Source organism: Streptosporangium sp. OZ121 (genome assembly GCF_051918885.1).
In the GTDB taxonomy this organism is placed as follows: Bacteria; Actinomycetota; Actinomycetes; order Streptosporangiales; family Streptosporangiaceae; genus Streptosporangium.
Genome location: NZ_JBPXMC010000037.1, coordinates 14,059 through 35,866 on the forward strand (window position 1 = coordinate 14,059; position 21,808 = coordinate 35,866).

The 21,808-nt window shown below is 68.3% G+C and carries 16 protein-coding genes; 13 read left to right on the plus strand and 3 right to left on the minus strand.

The features are described 5' to 3' along the window. The first annotated feature begins 144 nt into the window (after positions 1–144). From ACTOQ1_RS38195 to ACTOQ1_RS38230, 8 genes are all read left to right on the plus strand, one after another. Positions 145–2,682, plus strand: a complete 2,538-nt coding sequence (locus ACTOQ1_RS38195) for a glycoside hydrolase family 9 protein (protein ID WP_440072992.1) — start codon at positions 145–147, stop codon at positions 2,680–2,682. A gap of 114 nt (positions 2,683–2,796) precedes the next feature. Further along, positions 2,797–3,162 (plus strand): type II toxin-antitoxin system RelE/ParE family toxin, encoded by a 366-nt coding sequence (locus ACTOQ1_RS38200; RefSeq protein ID WP_440072993.1) that lies wholly within the window; start codon positions 2,797–2,799, stop codon positions 3,160–3,162. A gap of 7 nt (positions 3,163–3,169) precedes the next feature. Continuing rightward, on the plus strand, positions 3,170–3,448 hold the full coding sequence (locus ACTOQ1_RS38205; RefSeq protein WP_362846078.1) for a helix-turn-helix domain-containing protein: 279 nt from the start codon (positions 3,170–3,172) through the stop codon (positions 3,446–3,448). A 46-nt stretch (positions 3,449–3,494) separates the two neighbouring features. Then, on the plus strand, positions 3,495–4,160 hold the full coding sequence (locus ACTOQ1_RS38210; protein WP_440072995.1) for a B3/B4 domain-containing protein: 666 nt from the start codon (positions 3,495–3,497) through the stop codon (positions 4,158–4,160). Between the two features lie 193 nt (positions 4,161–4,353). Continuing rightward, positions 4,354–8,052: a multifunctional oxoglutarate decarboxylase/oxoglutarate dehydrogenase thiamine pyrophosphate-binding subunit/dihydrolipoyllysine-residue succinyltransferase subunit gene (locus ACTOQ1_RS38215; RefSeq protein WP_440072996.1), complete on the plus strand. Its 3,699-nt coding sequence runs from the start codon at positions 4,354–4,356 to the stop codon at positions 8,050–8,052. Positions 8,053–8,200: 148 nt separating this feature from the next. After that, entirely contained in the window at positions 8,201–8,377 is a 177-nt protein-coding gene (locus ACTOQ1_RS38220) for a DUF6104 family protein (RefSeq protein ID WP_329094229.1), read from the plus strand. 70 nt (positions 8,378–8,447) lie between these two features. Then, positions 8,448–9,245 carry a DUF4097 family beta strand repeat-containing protein gene (locus tag ACTOQ1_RS38225; protein WP_440072997.1) on the plus strand — a complete coding sequence of 266 codons (798 nt, stop codon included), beginning with the start codon at positions 8,448–8,450 and terminating at the stop codon, positions 9,243–9,245. After that, a complete protein-coding gene (locus ACTOQ1_RS38230) occupies positions 9,242–9,931 on the plus strand; it encodes a helix-turn-helix transcriptional regulator (RefSeq protein WP_440072998.1) in 690 nt (229 codons plus the stop codon). The genes ACTOQ1_RS38225 and ACTOQ1_RS38230 overlap by 4 nt, the downstream gene beginning before the upstream one ends. Before the next feature lie 33 nt (positions 9,932–9,964). Here ACTOQ1_RS38230 and ACTOQ1_RS38235 read toward each other — a convergent pair whose 3' ends face one another. Both ACTOQ1_RS38235 and ACTOQ1_RS38240 read right to left on the minus strand, forming a co-directional pair. After that, the gene (locus ACTOQ1_RS38235) at positions 9,965–10,927 is read right to left on the minus strand and encodes a zinc-binding dehydrogenase (RefSeq protein ID WP_440072999.1); all 963 of its coding nucleotides are present in this window, start codon (positions 10,925–10,927) and stop codon (positions 9,965–9,967) included. A gap of 157 nt (positions 10,928–11,084) precedes the next feature. Beyond that, a complete protein-coding gene (locus ACTOQ1_RS38240) occupies positions 11,085–11,969 on the minus strand; it encodes a hypothetical protein (RefSeq protein WP_440073000.1) in 885 nt (294 codons plus the stop codon). Between the two features lie 685 nt (positions 11,970–12,654). On the opposite strand from ACTOQ1_RS38240, the gene ACTOQ1_RS38245 reads away from it, so the two are divergent. Beyond that, positions 12,655–13,770, plus strand: coding sequence for a trypsin-like serine peptidase (locus ACTOQ1_RS38245; protein WP_440073001.1), 1,116 nt, complete (start codon positions 12,655–12,657; stop codon positions 13,768–13,770). Between the two features lie 121 nt (positions 13,771–13,891). On the opposite strand, the gene ACTOQ1_RS38250 is transcribed toward ACTOQ1_RS38245, so the two are convergent. Further along, a complete protein-coding gene (locus tag ACTOQ1_RS38250; protein WP_440073002.1) occupies positions 13,892–14,542 on the minus strand; it encodes an SSI family serine proteinase inhibitor in 651 nt (216 codons plus the stop codon). A 318-nt stretch (positions 14,543–14,860) separates the two neighbouring features. On the opposite strand from ACTOQ1_RS38250, the gene ACTOQ1_RS38255 reads away from it, so the two are divergent. The 4 genes from ACTOQ1_RS38255 (at position 14,861) to ACTOQ1_RS38270 (ending at position 21,161) form a co-directional block, all read left to right on the plus strand. Further along, positions 14,861–16,417, plus strand: a complete 1,557-nt coding sequence (locus tag ACTOQ1_RS38255) for a hypothetical protein (protein WP_440073003.1) — start codon at positions 14,861–14,863, stop codon at positions 16,415–16,417. Positions 16,418–16,629: 212 nt separating this feature from the next. Continuing rightward, positions 16,630–17,838 carry a trypsin-like serine peptidase gene (locus ACTOQ1_RS38260; protein WP_440073004.1) on the plus strand — a complete coding sequence of 403 codons (1,209 nt, stop codon included), beginning with the start codon at positions 16,630–16,632 and terminating at the stop codon, positions 17,836–17,838. Between the two features lie 134 nt (positions 17,839–17,972). Beyond that, positions 17,973–19,133 carry a trypsin-like serine peptidase gene (locus ACTOQ1_RS38265; RefSeq protein WP_440073005.1) on the plus strand — a complete coding sequence of 387 codons (1,161 nt, stop codon included), beginning with the start codon at positions 17,973–17,975 and terminating at the stop codon, positions 19,131–19,133. 525 nt (positions 19,134–19,658) lie between these two features. Then, positions 19,659–21,161, plus strand: coding sequence for a hypothetical protein (locus ACTOQ1_RS38270; RefSeq protein ID WP_440073006.1), 1,503 nt, complete (start codon positions 19,659–19,661; stop codon positions 21,159–21,161). Positions 21,162–21,808: the final 647 nt, after the last annotated feature.

Sequence of the window (21,808 nt, forward strand, 5' to 3'; positions counted from 1 at the left end):
AGAGTGGCCGGTTGACGGTGGGCGAAACGCGCTGGAAACATCGGGCACCCAGGTTGTGGGAGCGCTCCCACTTGGATCCCCGCAACGGGATCCTCGGACCCAAGCTCCCGCAACCTGGTACCTCCCCCGCCCAAAGGACCCCCCGTGATCAGACCACCTGCCTGGCTCGCCCTCGCCACGGCCGCCGCCCTGGTGACCCTGACCCCCCTGCCCGCCGCCGCGGACGGCCCGGAACAGATCGTCAACGGCACCTTCGACACCGGCACGGCTCCCTGGTGGAGCACCGGCAACACCGCGTTGGAGGTCGAGGACGGCCGTCTGTGCGCCGACGTACCCGGCGGCACCGCCAACCCCTGGGACGTCATCATCGGCCAGAACGACATCCCCCTGGTCAAGGACGAGACGTACGAGTTCTCCTTCTTCGGGATCGCCACGCCGGGCCGGGTGGCCAAGGCCCTCGTCCAGCTCCCGGTCGACCCCTACACGCAGTACCTGTCGGCCAACCCCGAGCTGAGCGTGTCCGGCAACGACTACCGCTACACCTTCACCTCGCCCGTGGACCTGCCGGGCGCGCAGGTGGCGTTCCAACTCGGGGGCAGCGCCACCCCATGGAGGTTCTGCGTGGACAACGTCTCCCTCAAGGGCGGGGCCGAACCCGACGTCTACGAACCGGACACCGGGCCCCGCGTCCGGGTGAACATGGTCGGCTACCTGCCCTCGGGGCCGAAGAACGCCACCCTCGTCACCGAGGGGACGGAGCCGGTCGCCTGGAAGCTCAGGCGCGGCGGTGAGGGCGGGGAGGTCGTCGCCGAGGGCGACACCGTCCCGCGCGGCGTCGACGGGAGCTCCGGCCAGAACGTGCACTCGATCGACTTCGGCGCGGTCACCGCGCCCGGCACCGGCTACACGCTGGAGGCCGACGGCGAGACCAGCCGCCCCTTCGACATCGGCGCGGACGTCTACGGCGAGCTCAGGACCGACGCGCTGAAGTTCTACTACACCCAGCGCAGCGGCATCCCGATCCTCGACGAGCTCCGCCCCGGCTACGGAAGGCCCGCCGGCCACGTCGGGGTCGCCCCCAACCGGGGCGACGTCGAGGTGCCCTGCCAGCCCGGCGTCTGCGACTACACGCTGAACGTCAAGGGCGGCTGGTACGACGCGGGCGACCACGGCAAGTACGTCGTCAACGGCGGCATCTCCGTCCACCAGCTGATGTCCGCCTTCGAGCGTGCCAAGGCCGACGGCGTCCACAAGGACGGCGACCTCGACATCCCCGAGAGCGGCAACGGGGTGCCCGACATCCTCGACGAGGCCCGCTGGGAACAGGAGTTCCTGCTCAGCATGCAGGTCCCCGAGGGCAAGCCGTACGCGGGGATGGCCCACCACAAGATCCACGACGCCGCGTGGACCGGCCTGCCCCTGATGCCCCACCTGGACCCCCAGCCACGCGAGCTGCACCCGGTCTCCACCGCCGCCACCCTCAACCTGGCCGCCACCGCGGCCCAGGCGGCCCGCCTCTTCGCCCCGTACGACGCCGCGTTCGCCGCGCGCAACCTCGCGGCGGCCAGGAAGGCGTGGGCGGCGGCGAAGGCGAACCCCGCGCGGTACGCGGACCCGGCGGACGGGGTGGGCGGCGGCGCCTACAACGACGACAACGTGACCGACGAGTTCTACTGGGCCGCCGCCGAGCTCTATCTCGCCACCGGCGAGAAGGAGTTCAAGGACTACGTGCTCGCCTCGCCGCACCACACCGGCGACATCTGGCGCGAGCGCGGCTTCGACTGGGGCAACACCGCCCAGCTCGGCCGCCTGCAGCTGGCCTCCGTGCCCAGCGCGCTCCCCGACCGGGCGCGGGTGCGCGAATCCGTCCTGGAAGGTGCGGACAAGTATCTCGCCGTCCAGAAGGCCCACCCGTACGGCGTTCCGTACAACCCGCCGGACTACGACTGGGGCTCCAACAACCTGGTGCTCAACAACATGGTCGTGATGGCCGTCGCCCATGACCTGAGCGGCGAGGCGAAATACCGCGACGGGGTGCTGGAGGGGCTCGACTACATCTTCGGGCGCAACGCCCTCAACCAGTCGTACGTGACCGGCTACGGCGAGGTCGCCTCGAAGAACCAGCACAGCCGCTGGTACGCCCGCCAGCTCGACCCGTCCCTGCCCAACCCGCCGCGCGGCACCCTGGCCGGGGGCCCGAACTCCGCCATCCAGGACCCGGTGGCCCAGGCCAAGCTCCAGGGCTGCAAGCCCCAGTTCTGCTACATCGACGACATCGAGTCGTGGGCCACCAACGAGCTGACGATCAACTGGAACTCCCCGCTCTCCTGGATCGCCTCCTACCTCGACACCCCCGCCGCCCCCGGCCCGTGCAAGATCACCTACACCAACCACGGCCAGTGGCCAGAGGGGTTCAACACCCAGGTCACCATCACCAACACCGGGACCAAGGCGATCGACGGCTGGACCCTCAGCTGGTCCTTCCTGGGCGGCCAGGCCGTCCGGAGGCACTGGAGCGCGGACCTCGCCCAGGACGGCGCGACCGTGACGGCCAAGAACCTCGCCTGGAACAAGACCATCAAGCCCGGCCGCTCGATCACCTTCGGCTTCATCGGCGCCGACGCCCCCGGACCCAACCCCAGACCGGAACGCTTCCTCCTCAACGGCACCCTCTGCACATGACCGGCGCGGCTTGACCCCGTACGTCCACAATCGGAGGCGCGAGCCGGTGACCTGCGGTTACCGATCTCAGCGTATCGCGGATTATATAATCGATGACATATAGCCTCACGCTCCGTGAGGCTATATGTCATCGAGATCGAGCCTGAGATCCGATCTTGGCTTGAGTCGCTGTCCGAGCGCGACTACGTGAAGGTCGAAGCCCTGGCCGATCTCCTCTCCGAACAGGCCGAGACGCTCGACGAGCCGTACTCCAAGCACCTTGGCGGCAAAGTGCGTGAGCTGCGCCTCTCGCTCACGCGCCGTCAGGTCAGGATCACCTACTGGCTCGCTCCCCGCCGACGCGTCGTCCTTCTCACCGTCTTCACCAAGACACGCCGCAGGGAGACCGGTCAGGTTGAACGCGCTCGTCGAGCACAGGTCGAATGTGAGAATCTTCATGTGGTCGCCTCGGAGGTCTACGACCGCGTCTGGAAGGACTGAGTGGGGCATGGCTCACAGCACGTGGGAGCGGACGGGCGCCGAGCGCCGGGCCGACGCCTACCAGGAGGCCCGCGAGGCGTTGCTTCTGGGGCAGCAGGTCTACAACCGCCGGACGGAACTCGGCCTCTCGCAAGCCGAGCTGGCCGAGCGGGCCGGGATGACCCAACCGCAGGTGTCCCGCCTGGAAACAGGGGGGGTCACCCCGACGCTGGCACTGCTCCGGCGCCTGGCGAAAGCGCTGGACGCCGACCTGAACGTCACCTTCACCCCCCACGCGGCCGCCTGACGCCGCTCCCGGGGGACGAGGGCGGTGGGCGCCCTAAACTGGGGGCGTGATCGAGGACATCCGGGTGGACCCCGCCGTCAGCATGCTCAGGCCCGACTTCGGGGTGCTGGTGATGGGGGTGTACGGGCTGCGCAACGGGCCCACGGACGACAGGTCACGGGCCTGGCTGGCGGAGGCGGCGGAGAAGGCCGTGGCCGTCGACGATCCGAAGGTCGAGGCGTGGCGGGAGGCCTACCGGGGGTTCGGGGCGAAGCCGCAGCGGACCAGGCCGTCGGTGGACGCGCTGGTCAGGCGGATGCCGCCGCCGGAGATCAACCGGGTGGTCGACGCCTACAACGCGATCAGCATCAGGCACGGCCTGCCGATCGGCGGGGAGGACCTGGCCCGCTACGAGGGGACGGCGAGGCTGGTGCGCGCGAGCGGCGACGAGCCGTTCGAGATCGTCGAGAAGGGCGAGCCCGCGATCGACCACCCGGAGGCCGGCGAGGTCGTCTGGCGCGACGACAGGGGCGTCACCTGCCGCCGCTGGAACTGGCGGCAGTGCGTCCGCACCCGGATCACCGAGGAGACGACGGACGCGCTGTTCCTGCTGGAGCGGCTCGCCCCCCTGTCCTCGGAGGAACTGCGCGCGGCCGGGGACGAGCTGGCCGGGTTGCTCGAAGATGTCACCCCGGGGATACGCGTGGAGTCCCGGCTGGTCTGGCCGGGCTGATCATGCCTGCCACATCGGGCTGACCAGCGCCTGAGCGGGTAAACAGTTACCCGGTGGCTGACCGTTTTAACCCATGCTGAGAGGATCGGCAAGGAAGCTGTCGTCAGACTGGCGCAGGTCCGAGCCGAGGCGAGTAGCCTTGGACAGGTTCTCTATCATCAACGCCGATCTGCGGAAGAGGGCGATTTCCGCCGTGTCGTCTGAGTCGTCGCGGACAAACCCGCTGGCAGCCTTTGGTCAGAACGAATGGCTTGTCGACGAGCTGTACCAGAAGTACCTCCAGGACCCCGAGTCGGTCGACCGGGCCTGGTGGAACTTCTTTGCCGACTACAGCCCTGATTCGGGGTCCGGCCGTGCCGCACCCCCGGGGGCGGCCACCGCCGCGCCCGCTCCACCGACCCCCGCTGCGCCCTCGGCCACCCCGGCTGCGGCTCAGGCCACCCCGGCCCCCGCGGCGACGACCCCAGCGCCGGCGGCGGCCAAGCCCGCCCCGGCGGCCCAACCCAAGCAGGAGACGCAGTTGCCCGCCGCCGCCGGTGCCGAGGAAGTCCGACTACGCGGCGCCGCCGCCAGGACAGCGGCCAACATGGAGGCCAGCCTCGTCGTGCCCACGGCGACCAGCGTGCGCGCGGTCCCGGCGAAGCTGCTCATCGACAACCGGATCGTGATCAACAACCACCTGTCGCGCGGTCGCGGCGGCAAGGTGTCGTTCACGCATCTCATCGGCTACGCGGTGATCAAGGCCCTCAAGGTCCTGCCGGAGATGAACCACTCCTACGCCGAGGTCGACGGCAAGCCGGTGCTGGTCAAGCCCGAGCACGTCAACCTGGGCCTGGCCATCGACGTCGCCAAGAGCGACGGCACCCGCCAGCTCCTGGTCCCGTCGATCAAGGCGACCGAGGGGATGGACTTCCGCCAGTTCTGGGTCGCGTACGAAGAGGTCGTGCGCAAGGCCAGGGCGGGCAAGCTGGGCGTCGACGACTTCAGCGGCACGACGATCTCGCTGACCAACCCGGGCACCATCGGCACCGTGCACTCGGTGCCGCGCCTGATGCCGGGGCAGGGCACGATCATCGGCGTCGGCGCGATGGAGTACCCCGCCGAGTACCAGGGGGCCTCCCCCGACACGCTCTCCCGCCTCGCGGTGAGCAAGGTGATGACGATCACCAGCACCTACGACCACCGCATCATCCAGGGCGCCCAGTCGGGCGACTTCCTGCGGCAGGTCCACCGGCTGCTGCTCGGCGAGGACGGCTTCTACGACGAGATCTTCGAGGCCCTCCGGATCCCGTACGAGCCCATCCGCTGGGTCCAGGACATCTCGACCACCCACGACGACGACGTGGCGAAGTCGGCCCGGGTCATCGAGCTGATCCACGCCTTCCGGGTCCGCGGCCACCTCATGGCCGACACCGACCCGCTGGAGTACAAGCAGCGCAAGCACCCCGACCTCGACATCAAGTCGCACGGCCTCACCCTGTGGGACCTGGAGCGCGAGTTCGCCACCGGCGGCTTCGGCGGCCGGCCCCTGATGAAGCTGCGCGACATCCTCGGCGTGCTGCGCGACTCCTACTGCCGCACCATCGGCGTCGAGTACATGCACATGCAGAACCCCGAGGAGCGGGCCTGGATCCAGGCCCGCATCGAGCGGCCGCACGCCAAGCCCGACCGCGAGGAGCAGTTGCGCGTCCTGGAGCGGCTGAACACCGCCGAGGCGTTCGAGACGTTCCTGCAGACGAAGTTCGTCGGGCAGAAGCGCTTCTCGCTGGAGGGCGGCGAGTCGCTGATCCCGCTGCTCGACTCGGTGCTGAGCGCCGCGGCCGAGGAGCGGCTCGACGAGGCCGTGGTCGGCATGGCCCACCGCGGCCGCCTCAACGTGCTGGCCAACATCGTCGGCAAGTCGTACGGGCAGATCTTCGGCGAGTTCGAGGGCAACATCGACCCGCGCAGCGCCCACGGCTCCGGCGACGTGAAGTACCACCTGGGCGCCAGCGGCGACTTCGTCTCGCCCGACGGCTCCAAGCTCAAGACCTCGGTCGTGGCCAACCCCTCCCACCTGGAGACGGTCGACCCGGTCCTGGAGGGCGTGGTCCGCGCCAAGCAGGACCTCCTGGAGCGCGGCGAGGAGGGCTTCACCGTCCTGCCGGTGCTCGTGCACGGCGACGCGGCCTTCGCGGGCCAGGGCGTGGTGGCCGAGACGCTCAACCTGTCGCAGCTGCGGGGCTACCGCACCGGCGGCACCGTGCACATCGTGGTCAACAACCAGGTCGGCTTCACCACCAGCCCGGCCAGCTCGCGCTCCAGCGTGTACGCCACCGACGTGGCCCGGATGATCCAGGCCCCGATCTTCCACGTCAACGGCGACGACCCCGAGGCCGTGGTCCGGGTCGGCAAGCTGGCGTTCGAGTACCGCCAGGCGTTCCGCAAGGACGTGGTGATCGACCTCATCTGCTACCGGCGCCGGGGGCACAACGAGGCCGACAACCCGGGCTTCACCCAGCCGCTGATGTACGACCTGATCGACGCCAAGCGCTCCACCCGCAAGCTCTACACCGAGGCGCTGATCGGCCGGGGCGACATCACGGTGGAGGAGGCCGAGGGCGCGCTCCGCGACTACCAGGCCAAGCTGGAGAACGCCTTCGCCGAGACCCGCGCGGCGGCCAAGGACCCGACGGGCGAGTTCTCCCGCCCGGTGGACATGGAGAACGTCCCCTGGTCGCACGAGGACGTCAAGACGGCCGTCTCCGAGGAGACCGTCAAGCGGATCGTGGAGACCCAGCTCAACATGCCCGAGGGCTTCACCGTCCACCCGCGCCTGCTGCCGGTGCTGCAGCGCCGCGGGCAGATGGTCGCCGAGGACCACATCGACTGGGGCATGGGCGAGACCCTGGCCTTCGGGTCGCTGCTGATCGACGGCCACCCGGTCCGCCTCGTCGGCCAGGACTCGCGGCGCGGCACGTTCACCCAGCGGCACGCCGTGCTGGTCGACCGCGTCACGGGCGAGGAGCACACCCCGCTCAAGACGTTCAACCAGGGCACCACGAAGTTCTACGTCTACGACTCCCTGCTGAGCGAGTACGCCGCGCTCGGCTTCGAGTACGGCTACAGCGTGGAGCGGCCCGAGGCGCTGGTCGCCTGGGAGGCGCAGTTCGGCGACTTCGTCAACGGCGCCCAGTCGATCATCGACGAGTACCTCACGTCGGGCGAGCAGAAGTGGGGCCAGCGCTCCGGCGTCACCCTGCTGCTGCCGCACGGCTACGAGGGGCAGGGGCCCGACCACTCCTCGGCCCGCATCGAGCGCTTCCTGCAGATGTGCGCCCAGGACAACATGACCGTGGCGCAGCCCACGCTGCCGGCCAACTACTTCCACCTGCTGCGCTGGCAGACGCTGTCGAACCGGCACCGCCCGCTGGTGGTGTTCACGCCCAAGTCGCTGCTGCGGCACAAGGCGGCGATCTCGGCGGTCAGCGACTTCACCTCGGGGTCGTTCCAGCCGGTGCTGGGCGACACCACGGCTCCCCCGGCCGGCGTCCGCAAGGTCGTGCTGGTCTCCGGCAAGCTCTACTACGACCTGGCGGCGGCCCGCGACAAGCAGGGCCGCAACGACGTGGCGATCATCCGCCTCGAGCGCCTCTACCCGTTCCCCGCCGACCCGCTGGAGGCCGAGCTGAGTCGCTACGCCGCCGACATCGAGCTGGTGTGGGCGCAGGACGAGCCGCTCAACATGGGTCCGTGGCCGTTCCTGGCGCTCAAGATGGCCGAGAACCCGGGGGTCTTCGGCGGGCGTTCGATCAAGCGGGTCTCCCGCAAGGCCAACTCCTCGCCGGCGACCGGCTCGCACTCCACCCACGAGGCGGAGCTGCAGCAGATGCTGGGCGAGATCTTCAACTAGGCGACCGGCCCAGGCCGGTCCGCCGCAGGCGTCACCACGGAAGTCCCCCGCAGGAGCCTCTGCGGGGGACTTCCCCGTTTGTCGCGAGCGTCATCACGAGGTCGCGAGCACGACCACAGCGTCATCAGTGTCATTGAGGGAGAACGCGATGTACTTCACCGACCGGGGCATCGAGGAACTCGTCGCGCGCCGGGGCGAGGAGGAGGTCACCGTCGTGTGGCTGGCCGAGCGGCTGCGCGAGTTCGTCGACCTGAACCCCGACTTCGAGACGCCGGTGGAACGGCTGGCCACCTGGCTGGCCCGGCTGGACGACGAGGACGACTGAGAAAAACGAGATATATCTTGACCCTCCGGACAACGCGACATATCGTGTTCAGTACAAGGAGGTCACGTACATGCGGCAATGGACGATAGAGAAGCCGGAGCAGCTCACCTTCGACTCCGTCAGGAAACTCAACGTGCGCATCGTGGCGGGGAAGCTGGCGGTGCTGGCCAGCGACGGCCCTTCCAGGCTCGAGGTCACCGAGATCGACAGCCCCCCGCTGCTCGTCACCCACGACGACGACGGCACGCTCACCGTCACCTACAGGGATCTCACCTGGGACGGCCTGCTGGGCTGGCTGCGCCCCGGCCGCCGCCGGGCCACGCTCGCGCTGACCGTGCCGAAGGACTGCCCGGTCAACGTGGGGGTCGTCTCCGCGTCCGCGGTCGTCACCGGGTTCGAGGGCCGCACCTCGGTCAGGAGCGTCTCGGGCGGGATCGTGCTCGACGGGGTGAGCGGCGAGATCAACGCCGACACCGTCTCCGGCGACGTGGAGAGCCGCGGCCTGGTCGGCGACCTGTCGTTCAAGAGCGTCTCCGGCGATCTCACCGTCGCCCAGGGCACGCCCCGGCGGTTGAGCGTCACCACCGTCTCCGGCCGGATCACCGCCGACCTGGAGCTCCCGCCGACCGGCCACGTCACGATGAACAGCGTCTCCGGCGACATCGTGCTCCGGCTCCCGCACACGGTCGAGACCGACGTCAAGATCCGTTCCAACTCGGGCAGGCTCGACGCCGCCTTCCCCGAACTCGACCACTCCGCCCAGCCCGGCGCGAAGACGCTGGGCGGCCGGATCGGTGGCGGCATGGCGTCGCTGACGGCCAACACCGTCTCCGCCGACGTCACTCTTCTGAAGGGGGTCCAGGCATGAGCCCGGTCTTCGGCCACGGAAGGCTCCGGCTCTATCTCCTGAAGCTGCTGGAGGAGAGCCCGCGCCACGGCTACGAGGTGATCCGGCTGCTCCAGGATCGTTTCCTCGGCGTCTACTCTCCCTCCCCCGGCACGATCTACCCGCGCCTGGCCCGCCTGGAGGAGGAGGGCCTGGTCACCCACGAGGTGGTGGACGGCAAGAAGGTCTTCACCATCAGCGACCGGGGCCGCGACGAGCTCAACGAGCGGCTCGACGAGCTCGCCGACCTGGAGCAGGAGATCTCCGACTCCGTCCGCGACATCGCCCGCGAGGTCAAGGAGGACGTGCGCGACACGGTCAAGTCGCTGCGCGAGGAGCTCACCCAGATGGCGCGCGACGTGCGCCAGGGGTCCGAGCAGGACGCGCGCAAGGCCTGGCGCGAGCAGAAGACGGAGTGGCAGCGCCAGAAGCACGAGTGGCAGCGCCAGACCGACGAGTGGAAGGACGAGTGGAAGCGCGTCTGGGCGAACGGCTTCACCGGCGAGGGCTCACGCGCCGGAGACGCCCGGCTCGGGCAGATGCTGGCCGAGTTCGTCGAGGAGGTCCGCAGGGACGCGGCGGCCGCGCAGGTCAGCGAGGAGACCCTGGCGACCGCCCAGGACGCCCTGTACGACGCGGCCCGCCGCATCCGCGACGCGCTCCGGTGATCCCGGCGACGCCTCGTAAGACGCCCGCCGGGCTCATCCCGGCAGGGTGAAGACGACCTTTCCGAAGAGCTCGCCCTCGTGCATAGCCGCGAAGCCCTCGCGGGCCTCGGCCAGCGGGAGGGAGCGGTCGATCAGCGGGCGAGTGCCGGTCTGCTCCAGGAAGCGGGCCAGCCTGCCCAGCTGGTCGCGGGTGCCCATGGTGGAGCCGATCACCGACAGCTGCAGGAAGAAGACGCGGTTCAGGTCGGCCGGCGGGACGGCGCCGCTGGTCGCGCCGGAGATCACGATCCGGCCGCCGGGGCGCAGCGCCTTCAGCGAGTGTCCCCAGGTGGCCTGGCCGACGGTCTCCATCACCGCGTCGACCCGCTCGGGCAGCCGGGCACCGTTCTCGAAGACCTGGTCGGCGCCGAGTTCCAGGGCACGCGCCCGCTTCTTCTCCGAGCGGCTGGTCGCCCAGACCCGGTAGCCCCCGGCCCGGCCCAGCAGGATCAGCGCGGTGGCCACGCCCCCGCCCGCGCCCTGGACCAGCACGGTCGAGCCCGGCTCGAGCCCGGCCTTGTCGAACAGCATGCGGTAGGCGGTCAGCCAGGCCGTCGGCAGGCAGGCGGCCTCCTCGAAGCTGAGCGCGGCGGGCTTGGGCACGAGGTTGCGACGGGGCACGACGACCCGCTCGGCGAAGGTGCCGTCGTGTTTCTCCGAGAGCAGCGAGCGCTTCGGGTCGAGCGTCTCGTCGGCACCGCTGCCGATCACCGAGTGCACGATGACCTCGTTCCCGTCCTCGTCGAGCCCGGCGGCATCGGTGCCGAGCACCATCGGGAGCTGCTCCTGGCGAAGGCCTATCCCCCGCAGGCTGAACAGGTCGTGGTGGTTGAGCGAGGCGGCCCTCACCGTGACGGTGGTCCACCCTTCGGGAACCTCGGGTTCCGGGCGCTCACCGAGCGTGAGTCCGGCGAGGGGGTTGTCGGGATCGATCCGCGTGGCGGTTACAGCGAACATGGCCGCACCCTACGCCGTCCGCGCGGCCACCACCGCGTACGGGGCCGCGCCTCACGCGCTCCGCGCGGCGTACGGGGCCGTGGCTCACGCCCTCCGCGCGGTGAACGGGGCCGCGCCTCACACCAACCGCGCGGCGATCACGGTGAACGGGCCGCCGCTACGCCGTCCGCCTGACGGTCATGCCCGCCATGGTCCTCTCGACGTGTCCCCGCTCCCCCGAGGCCGCGACGTACACGCCGTCCTGGCAGGTCTCCGCGGAGAAGCGGCGCCGCTGCTCGATGACGGAGAGCTCGATCGACGCGACGTCACAGCCCGGCACCGGAGCCAGCACCAGCAGTGTCTCCCTGGCCCCGCCGAACCACAGCTGCGGCCCCAGCGGCTCACCGTCGAGGATCTCCCCCTGCGTGGCCAGCCGCACCGGGGGCGTGGCCTCGAGCACGAGGTAGCCGCCCTTGGTCACCTTGCCGCGCAGGTTGCGTGCCCAGAGCATGCGCTGCTCGAAGGGCATGCCGTCCTTGAGGTCGCGCAGCGCCACGAACCACGGGTCGAACGCGAACAGCAGCACCTCGCCCTCCGCGGGGCTCATCGGATGCCAGAGGGTGACCCGCTCGGCCAGTCGCCTGATCATCGGCTGTCCTCGCGAGACCCCCGCCGGACCGCCTGACGGCACGGTCAGCTGCCGGTACGGGCCGGTGTCGCCGTCGAGCCGGCCCGACATCGCGGGCCGGACCCCCAGGCCGGCCAGGCCCAGCTCCGCCGGGTAGCTCACCTCCGCCGCCGAGCCGTCGGGGAAGACCACGTCGAGGATCTCCCTGCCGCCCTTCTGGCGGAACCCCGGGTGGAGCACGTTCGGGACCTGCTCCGCGACGGTCCCGGCCCGGGTGGGCACCGGCGGGGGGAACGACGGCGAGATCGTGTCCGGCCGCTCCCGGGCCGTCGTCAGGTTCCACGCCACGAGCGCCGCCAGCGCGGCGACGCCGATCCAGGGCCACGGTCCCTTCCGGGACCTCGCCTCGATGATGTCGTGCTGACCACCGGCCACGTCCTCGGCCGCCTCCTGCAGAAGGTACGGTTCTCGGCCCCATCTTCGGGGTCCGGCGGTCTCGGCGTCCGCGTCAGTACCGTCACGAATCAGAATCGATGCCCCGGGGAGAGGGCACCGTCACACCGCGACGTCCGCGTTCCGGCGCCCTGGTTCCGGCACCCGGGTCCCGGCGCCCGCGCGCGGGTGGCCGGGTCGTGCGGTCCGGGTCGTGCGGTCCGTGCTCCGGTGCCCCGTGACGTTCCGGTGTCCGTGTTCCGAGGGTCGCGTCGCGGGATCCGTGGTGCGGCATCCGCGTCCCGGGACCGGTGTTCCGGTATTCGCCTCGTCCACCGCGGCCATCTTACGGAAAACGACCATGGGACAGCGCGGAACAGCATCGAGAACGTCACCGCACCCGACATCCCAAAGGTGTCGAAGTTGCTCGAGAAACCCTCGGTAATCGCTGTTACCGGTGATGACGGCGATGCCTCTGAGATCGCCCCACAACCGCGATGAGCTGCAGAAATGCCTATTCGTTAAGTTATAACAAATAGCTATTTAAATAACAAGACAGCATCGGATGGAACCATCTCAGACTTTTTCCCGTCAATTCCTGCCCGCCGCTTGATCCAGTCAGTAACGTTCCGATCGTTTTCCCGGCGAGGAGAAGTCCCGTCTCCGCGCTGAGAACGAAAGGAGCTTCATGAATTCCCGAGCACGGCGCCTCACGATCCCCCTCACCGGCGTTCTCATGATCGCTGGAGCGATCGGCGCCACCACCGGTGCCAACGCCGGTACGGCCCCCAAGGACGTGGTCAGTTCCCAGGCCTCGGAGACGGCCAACCAGGCCACCTCCTTCTGGTCGCCCGAGCGGATGCGCAAGGCCACGGACGCCACCGGCGACCTCGACCTGAGCGTCAAGGGCGGCAGGGCCTCCAGCGCGGCGGGCCCCGACGGCCCCGGCGGGTCGGTCCCGCCGATCGGCGCGGAGGGCACCAAGTCCTCCAAGAGCAAGCAGGTGAACCTGCCCAACACCGTCGGGCGCGTCTTCTTCACCCTGCCCGGCGCCAACCCGTCGGACCCGAAGAGCTGGAAGTACTGCTCCGGCAGTTCGGTCCAGGGCAAGTACCGCAACGTGGTCGCCACCTCCGCGCACTGCGTCTACGACGTGAAGACCAACCAGTTCTACGACAACTGGATCTTCATCCCGTCCTACTGGGACGGCAACCAGGCGTGGGACGGCAAGAACCCCTACGGCATCTACGCGGCCAAGTGGTTCAACGCGCACGACGACTTCGTGGTGAAGGAGGACTACGACTACGACTACGCCTTCGTCAACGTCCACTCCGGGTTCAAGGTGAACTGGGAGAAGGACAAGGACAACAAGTGGAAGCCGGTCATCAAGAACGTCGGCCGTCTCGGCGACAACGTCGGCGGCCAGGGCTTCGCCTGGAACCAGAAGGTCAAGAACACGGTCTTCTCCTTCGGCTACCCGGCCGGCCTGCACCCCGACGGCGACAAGCCCTTCTCCGGCCGCACGATGAAGTGGTGCTACGGCAAGACCGGCGCCATGCCGGCCGCGCCGAAGTACAACGTCCAGGAGCACATCGGCTTCAAGTGCGCCTTCACCTCGGGCGCGAGCGGCGGCCCCTGGCTCTACAAGTACAAGAGCTCCAGCCGGACCGGCTATCTGATCGGCGTCAACAGCATCGCCTGGGACACCGACAAGAACGACCGGTACGACAAGATCTCCTCGCCGTACTTCAACGGCGACACCTACAAGGTCTACAAGGCCGCGGCCAACCGCTGGACCAGCTGACCCGTGCCGGCGGCCGGTCGTAAGGCCATTCGGCCGGCCGCGGCGAACGAGCAGGAAACGAGCAGCCGGCGAGCAGGGCCCGGTCCTGGGACCGGGCCCTTTCTCGAAAAAGCGGGGACGGCTACGAACCCGGCCGCCGGATCGGTCCGGGGAACGTTCCGGGCGGCGGCCCGGGAAGGGCGGTCACCGTGTCCGGAACGTTCCATCCCGGCCGCCGGGGATCTCCTCCCAGGGCGAAGACCGTGCCGGTGGCGGCCCGCAGCGCGCACGGGCTGCCGTAGGTGCGTTCGAACCGGATGAAACGGTTGTTCCAGATCCCGACGGCGGTCACCGTGACCGGGTCGTACTGCAGCGTGCACGCCACACCCGTCCTCGGCCTGAGCCTGGCGGGATCGCCCCGCACCTCGGCCAGCGCCTCGCAGGCGCGGACCGCGTCGGGGTGGTTGCCGCCGGGCCGGTCGCACAGCAGCAGCGCGTGGCCCGCCACGGGCACGGGCTTGTCGCCCCGCGCGAGGCTCAGCACGAGTGCCCTGGCGCTGCGCGGAGGCCTGGCGCCGGGAAACGGTTCGACCGGTCCCGGCATGACGTGGGCGGGCCCGCCCGGATGGAGCGGGAGCGGCCTCGTCACCTGCGGTCCCGAGTCGCCGGGGTAGGGGTGCGGTCTCGTCTCCTGCCACCCCGGGCCGGGATCGCGAGGCGGCACCGTGGACGCCACGGCCGTACCCGAGAGCTGGAAGAGGCCGGCAACGGCCAGGCAGAGAAGACGCCGCATGAGATCCCCCGATGACGTGTGACGCGGATGCCGGCTCAGCCTGCCCTCGGACGCCCTCGCGGGACACCGACAAGCCTGGGTGTTTCCGCAGTTCATACGGTCACATGACCCACGGGGGGCCTCTCGATCAAGTTCAGGTAGATCAGACGGACTCCGAGGATTCCCGGTTCCACGGATTTAGTAACAAAAACATAACGGTCCGGCTGCTTGCCCGATTTATAGCTTTTTACCCCATCTTTGCCGAGTACGGTCACCTCTTGTCTCTTTACGCATGCGTGGGTTGCGTCCCGAGTGACCCATGACAAAGAAGGAGCTCCATTGAACTCCCGAGCCAAGCGCCTCGTCCTTCCCCTCGGCGGCGTCCTCGCCGCCGCCACCATGGTCGGTGCTTCTCTCCCCGCCACCGCCCAGGCGAGCACGGCCGATCCCGACGTCAAGTCGTCGGCGCTCACCCCCTCCGGTAACGCGAAGGCCATCGCGGGCTACTGGACCGCCTCGAAGCTGAAGTCGGCGACGACCTACCTCGCCGACTCCACCGTTTCCGCCAAGCTGAACAAGACCGGCGCCGCCAGGGCCGCCGCGGACGGCAAGCCCGGCATCGTCGCCCCGACCGGCGAGGGCGGCAAGACCGCCGGCAGGTCGCGCAACGTGAACCTCCCGATCACCGTCGGCAAGGTCTTCTTCGTCGACGACAAGGGCAAGGAGCGTTGGTGCTCCGGCACCTCCGTGCAGTCGAAGTTCCGCAACCTGGTCGCCACCGCCGGCCACTGCGTCTACGACACCGACACGAACAAGCCGTTCGGCAACTTCGTGTTCATCCCCGGCTACTACCAGGGCAAGGCTCCCTGGGGCATCTACGTCGGCGCCAAGGTCAACACCCACGACGACTTCACGGTCTACGAGGACTACGACTACGACTACGCCTTCGTCAACGTCTACGACGGCATCAAGCAGCAGCCCGAGAAGGAGGTCGACTACAAGACCTTCAAGGCTCACATGGACAAGGGCGGTGTGGGCCGCGAGGCCGCCACCGCGGTCGACCGGAACACCTACGACGCGTGGACGAAGAAGGGCGGCCTCGGCAAGGTCGAGGGTGTGGACAAGGAAGACCAGGTCGGTCCGCAGTACAAGGGCGCGATCGCCGTCGCGGTGGAGACCGACAAGTCCAGCTGGGACAAGGTGCCCGGCAAGGTCTACGGCCTGCACGACGACAAGGTCACCCTCGGCAGGACGCTCGACCAGGCCGACTGGCCCGCGAGCGGCTCCAAGCTCCAGCCCCGCGTCGAGCACGTCACCAAGACCGAGTACGAGGCGTACAAGGGCCCCGGCCACAAGCAGGTCGACTCGCGGGGCAACTACACGATCACGTACTACTTCGTAGTGAAGTACATCGCGAAGACGTCGTCGGCGAAGTACATCATCTTCCGGCACTACATCACTTTCGTGACCGCGGCCGGCCGCCTGGGCGACAACGTCGGCGGCCAGGGCTTCAGCTGGAACCAGAAGCTGGGCAAGAAGGTCTTCACGTTCGGCTACCCGACCTCGGCCCACCTCGACGGCGACAAGCCGTACTCCGGTCACACCCAGAAGTGGTGCTACGGCACGACCGGCGCCGCGCCCGTCGTGTCGGCCTACAAGGCCGAGGAGCAGCAGGCGATCAAGTGCGCCTTCACCCCGGGCGCCAGCGGCGGTCCCTTCCTGCTGCAGTACAAGAACAGCAAGCGGACCGGCTACCTCAACGGTGTCGTGAGCCTGACGGTCGACAGCGACGGCAACAAGCGCTACGACCGCGTCACCACCCCGTACTTCAACGGTGACACGTACGGCATCTACAAGCACGCCGCCAACCTCTGGACCGGGAAGCTCCCCGCCTAGACACCGGCTTCGTGAACGCGGAAGGGCCCGGTGCGCACCGGGCCCTTCCTGGCCTTCACGGGGTGCTTATACACCTTCGGCCACACTGACCAGATAACAGAGTATGAGCGGATCGGTCCAACGAACTGCCCAAAACTAAGTTGATCTGGAAAAATCATCCCTTGCGCCTCCAGTAACTCCCCGAACGTCACGATTCCCCGAAAGGAACACTCATGTCCTCCCGCGCTCGGCGGATCACGGCCACACTCGGCGGACTGGTCGCCGCCTGTGCGACCATGACGTCCGTGTTCGCCGGGAGCGCCGCGGCCACCCCGCTGGACGGGGTGCCCAACGGGATCACCTCGATCACCCTGACCAAGAGCAGCGCCGACATGAGGCGGATCGCGGAGTACTGGAGTCCGACGAGGCTTAAGCAGGCCATGGACAACGTCCCGGCTGCGCCTGAGATGAAGAGCGATGGCCCGCCCTCCTCGGCGGCCACCCCGGGAAGCGCGACGGCCAGGAGCGCCACGGCCGCCGCGGCGTCCGCCACCGGGGAGTCCGCCGCCGCGACGACCATGGCCGCGGAGGCCGGTGCGACCACCGGCGGAAAGGGTTCCGCCGCCTCGGGAGGCTCCGCACCGGTCGTCAAGCCCACCCTGCCGAAGAAGCGGGCCCCGGCCTCCGGCAGCTCGCCGGTGACCGTGGGCAAGGTGTTCTTCCGGATCGGCGCCAAGGACTACTGGTGCTCCGCCTCCTCCGTGGCGGCGACCAACCGCAACCTGGTCGCCACGGCCGGGCACTGCGCCTACGACGCCAAGACGGGCAGCCCGGCCGAATACTGGATCTTCATCCCCGGCTATGACAAGGGCAGCACCCCGTACGGCATCTACGTCGGCCACTCGCTCAACCTGCACGAGGACTTCGTCGGCAGAGGCGACTACGACTACGACTACGCGTTCGTCACCGTGCACGACGGCTTCAGGTGGAAGGCCGGCAAGACGTCCGGCAGCTACGAGATGGAGAGCGTCGGAAGCCTGGAGGACAACGTCGGCGGGCAGGGCCTGGCGACCAACCGCGGCGCCGGCCTGTCCGCCCTCGCCTTCGGCTACCCCGCCGCCCCGCACCCCGACGGCAGCAGGCCCTACAACGGCCAGCAGCTGAAGTGGTGCCGCGGGCTCACCGTCAGAGTGAAGGCCCCCACCCGCCTGGTCGAGCAGGGCGTCGCCCTGGCCTGCCCGTTCACCAACGGCGCGAGCGGCGGCCCGTGGCTGATCTTCTACGACAACAAGAACTCCGTCGGCTATCTCAACGGCGTCAACAGCTTCGCCTGGGACGTCAACACCGACCGCAAGTACGACAGGATCTCCTCCCCGTACTTCATCGCGTCGACCTACGTCGTCTATCACTGGGCCGCGACCCAGCAGGCGCCCCGATCATAACGTCACCTTAAGAGATCCTTAAGAGACCCTTATACGGTGTTTGCTCCCTTGATCCCTGCATAGGTTCGTAGCTTGTCGTCCCGCAGTTCCCGGACGTCCCGTCCGGGAACGTTGCAGCGCAAGGAGCTTTTGTCGTGAAGCACTCTCTTCTCCCCCTCGGTGGCGCCGCAGCCGCCACCGCCCTGCTGGCCACCACCCTGGCCGGCACCGCTCAGGCCGCTCCCGACTGGGCGACCGACCCGATGGCCAGGAACAACGCCTCGGCGGTCTCGGTCATCGACTTCTGGGCCGCTTCCAACTTCGCCGCCCTCAAGAAGGCGACGGTCTACAACCCCGACCCCGGTGCGCCGAAGATGAAGGTCGGCGGCGGCTTCTCCCCCGACGGCAGGCCCGGCAGCGTCGGTCCGACCGGCTCGGAGAAGGCCCCGTCCGGCCGCGTCAAGAACGTCAACCTGCCCAGGACCATCGGCAAGGTGTTCTTCGTCGTCAACGGCCAGTACCGCTGGTGCTCGGCCACCTCGATCCAGGGCAAGTACCGCAACGTGGTCGCCACGGCCGGGCACTGCGTCTACGACCCGGGCAGCAACAGCGACACCCTCGACAAGTGGGTCTTCGTCCCCGGCTACTACCAGGGCAAGGCCCCTTGGGGCATCTACGTCGGCAAGTCGGCGTGGACGCACTACGACTTCGCCAACTACGAGGACTACGACAAGGACTACGCCTTCGTCACGGTCTACAACGGCGTCGCCTTCAATGGGGTCAAGCAGGTCACCAGGCGCGAGTACAGCGGGTTCACCGGGCCCAAGTGGTCACGTGGCTCGCACTACTACATCCTGCTCTCCAAGGACGTCGGCCGTCTCGGCGACAACGTCGGCGGCCAGGGCTTCACCTGGAACCAGAGGACCGGCAAGACCGTCTACGTCTTCGGCTACCCCCAGGCCCCGCACCCCGACGGCAACAAGCCCTACAGCGGCGTGACGCCCAAGTACGTGTACGGCAAGACCTCCGGCAAGGAGTACGTATCGGCCGCGGAGAAGGTCGAGGAGCACGTCGGTCTCAAGGGCGCCCTCACGCCGGGCGCCGACGGCGGCCCCTGGATCTCGCAGTACAGCAGTTCCCGGCGCCTGGGCCTCGTCAACGGTGTCACCAGCCTGTTCGGCGACCAGGACCAGAACGACCGCTACGACCTCATCACCTCGCCGTACTTCGACGGCGAGACCGCCGACGTCTACCGCAAGGCCGCCAACGTGTGGTCCGGCAGGATCGTCGGCCCGAGGGGCGAGCTCTACAGGTAATTCGTACACCGTGGAGCGAAGGACTCCCCTCGGCTTCGGAACCATCAGCGGGACCCGGCGCGCGACGCCGGGTCCCGCACCCGTTTCCGGGGCTTTGACGGGGCTTGTCCGGGGCGAGAAGGCCAGTTTCCGGGACCGTAAGGGCGTGTCACGGGGCATCGCGGAGGGCCGTCCCGGTCGCGGGCGGGCGCCGTTAGACGTGCCCGCCGCGAAATCGGTGCCATCAAATCGATGTGATCTGCATCACATAAGAGTCGTAGCTCATCATGATCATCCGAACACGCCACATCGGCCACTTTCACCCCAGGCTTCCATCTATCTGCGGAAACAGCCTAGGTTCACCTCAATCGCAACATCAGCATCAAGGGTCTTCAAACATCACGAAACGGTCTCGACCCGCCAAGCATGCTTCCTCCCCCTCAAAGCGGCTTCCGGTGTTCAAGATCGGCCCTGTATGTTTCTGGCATTCCCTTTACTGACGCATGGGACGCAAGAAGCGTTCCACATCAGACCAAGGAGCTCCCCTTGAAGCGCATCCTCCTCCCCGCCGGTGGCGCCGTTCTGGCCACCGGTCTGCTGGCCGCTGGTCTGGCCGGTACCGCCAACGCCGTTCCGGACTGGGCCAGCGACACCATGGCCAAGGACGCTCCGGCTGCGGTTGACGTCGCCGAGTTCTGGCTCAAGGCCAACGGTCACACCAACAACCTCGCCAAGGCGACCGCGTACACCCACGAGACCATCGCGGCCTCGAAGCTGAGCGCGGGCGGCGGCTACACCCCCGACGGCAAGCCGGGCATCGTGGCCCCGATCGGCGAAGAGAAGAAGACCGCCGCGAAGGTCAAGAACATCAACCTGCCGAAGACCATCGGCAAGGTGTTCTTCGTCGACGCTGCCGGCGACCTGAAGTGGTGCTCGGCCACTTCGATCCAGTCGAAGTACCGCAACCTGGTCTCCACGGCCGGTCACTGCGTCTACGACGACAAGAAGAACGCCAGCGTCATGGACAACTGGGTCTTCGTCCCCGGCTACTACCAGGGCAAGTCCCCGTGGGGCATCTACGTCGGCAAGACCGCCTACACCCACTACGACTACAGCGTGTACAACGACCGCGACCGCGACTACGCGTTCGTGACCGTGTACAACGGTATCCAGGTCGGTGGCGGCACCTCCAAGGAAGTCTCCAAGGCTGACTACGACAAGTTCACCGGTCGTAAGGAAGTCAAGCAGGTCGAGATCTCCAAGGAGGAGTACAAGAAGTGCGTCCTGAACCTGGGCGCCTGCTGGTCCGAGGGTAAGAACACCGCGGCCGACGTCGTTGGCCCGAACTACCCCGGCGCCGTGCTCGAGCGCGTCGAGGTCACCGAGGCGACCTACAAGGCCGCCAAGGTTGGCCCCGGCAACGGCAACAAGCTGGGCGAGCCCGAGGTCGAGAGCGTCACCAAGACCGAGTACGACGCTTACGCCGGCAAGGGCACCAAGGCTGTCGACAAGCTGGGCAACTACACCATCACGCACTACTACGTGCAGAGCTGGGTCAAGCCCGGTACCGAGAAGAAGTACTACAAGGCGATCTTCATCGTCATTGACGGCTTCATCAAGGACGCCGGTCGCCTGGGCGACAACGTCGGTGGCCAGGGCTTCACCTGGAACCAGAAGCCCGAGCAGACGGTGTTCGTGTTCGGCTACCCGGCCGCGCCGCACCCCGACGGCAACAAGGCCTACACCGGCGTTACGCCGAAGTGGACCTACGGCAAGACCTCCGGCAAGGTGTACGTCTCGGCCGCGGAGAAGGTTGAGGAGCACGTTGGCCTCAAGAGCTCCTTCACCCCCGGCGCCGACGGTGGCCCCTGGCTCGCCAAGTACAGCAACGCCAAGCGTCTCGGCTACGTCAACGGTGTCACCAGCCTGTTCGGCGACCAGGACAAGAACGGCCGCTTCGACACCATCACCTCGCCGTACTTCGACGGTGAGACCGCGGCCATCTACACCAAGGCCTCCGCGGTGTGGTCCGGCTCGATCGTCAAGTAGTAGTAGCTCCCTGACGATCACCCGAGCCTGAGCGTCCAAACCCCAGGCTCACAGCTTCACAGCACCACCAGCTCCACCCGTAGGGGCCCGGCAGATCCTGCCGGGCCCCTACGGCCATTCCCCACCGATGACCGTGAAAGCGGTGGTCGGTTCTCGGAAACGTCGAAGGGCCCGGCACTCTGCCGGGCCCTTCGACGTGGCGGCGATTCGCCTGCCGAGCGAGCGCCGACGGCGTCGGCTCCGGGAATCGGCTTTGAAAACCGGGCCCGGAGAACAAACCTGGCGGCCGAATCCGGAGAACGGGGATCAGGTCCGGAGATCGCACACGCGTTCCTCGCGGTGTTGCCTCGTGGCCATGAACGCGGCGATCTCGCTTCGGCACCACCCCGGCGCGTTCTCAGCCGACATCAGCTCTCTCCGGCCAGGGGCTCACCACCCCGTGCAGCAGAAGGATCAAGCTCTCCCACGGGGCACGGGGGACGACGAGAGGTCGTTCGCACTAGTTTCGGGGGTCCGCGCCGCACGTTCTCAGGCTCGTCCAAGCCCCGGATCCCGAATTAACGGGCCTTTAGACGTGCCCGCTCCGGAATCGGTGCCATCAAGTCGATGTGATCTGCATCACATATGATCGGTAACCGATCGTGATG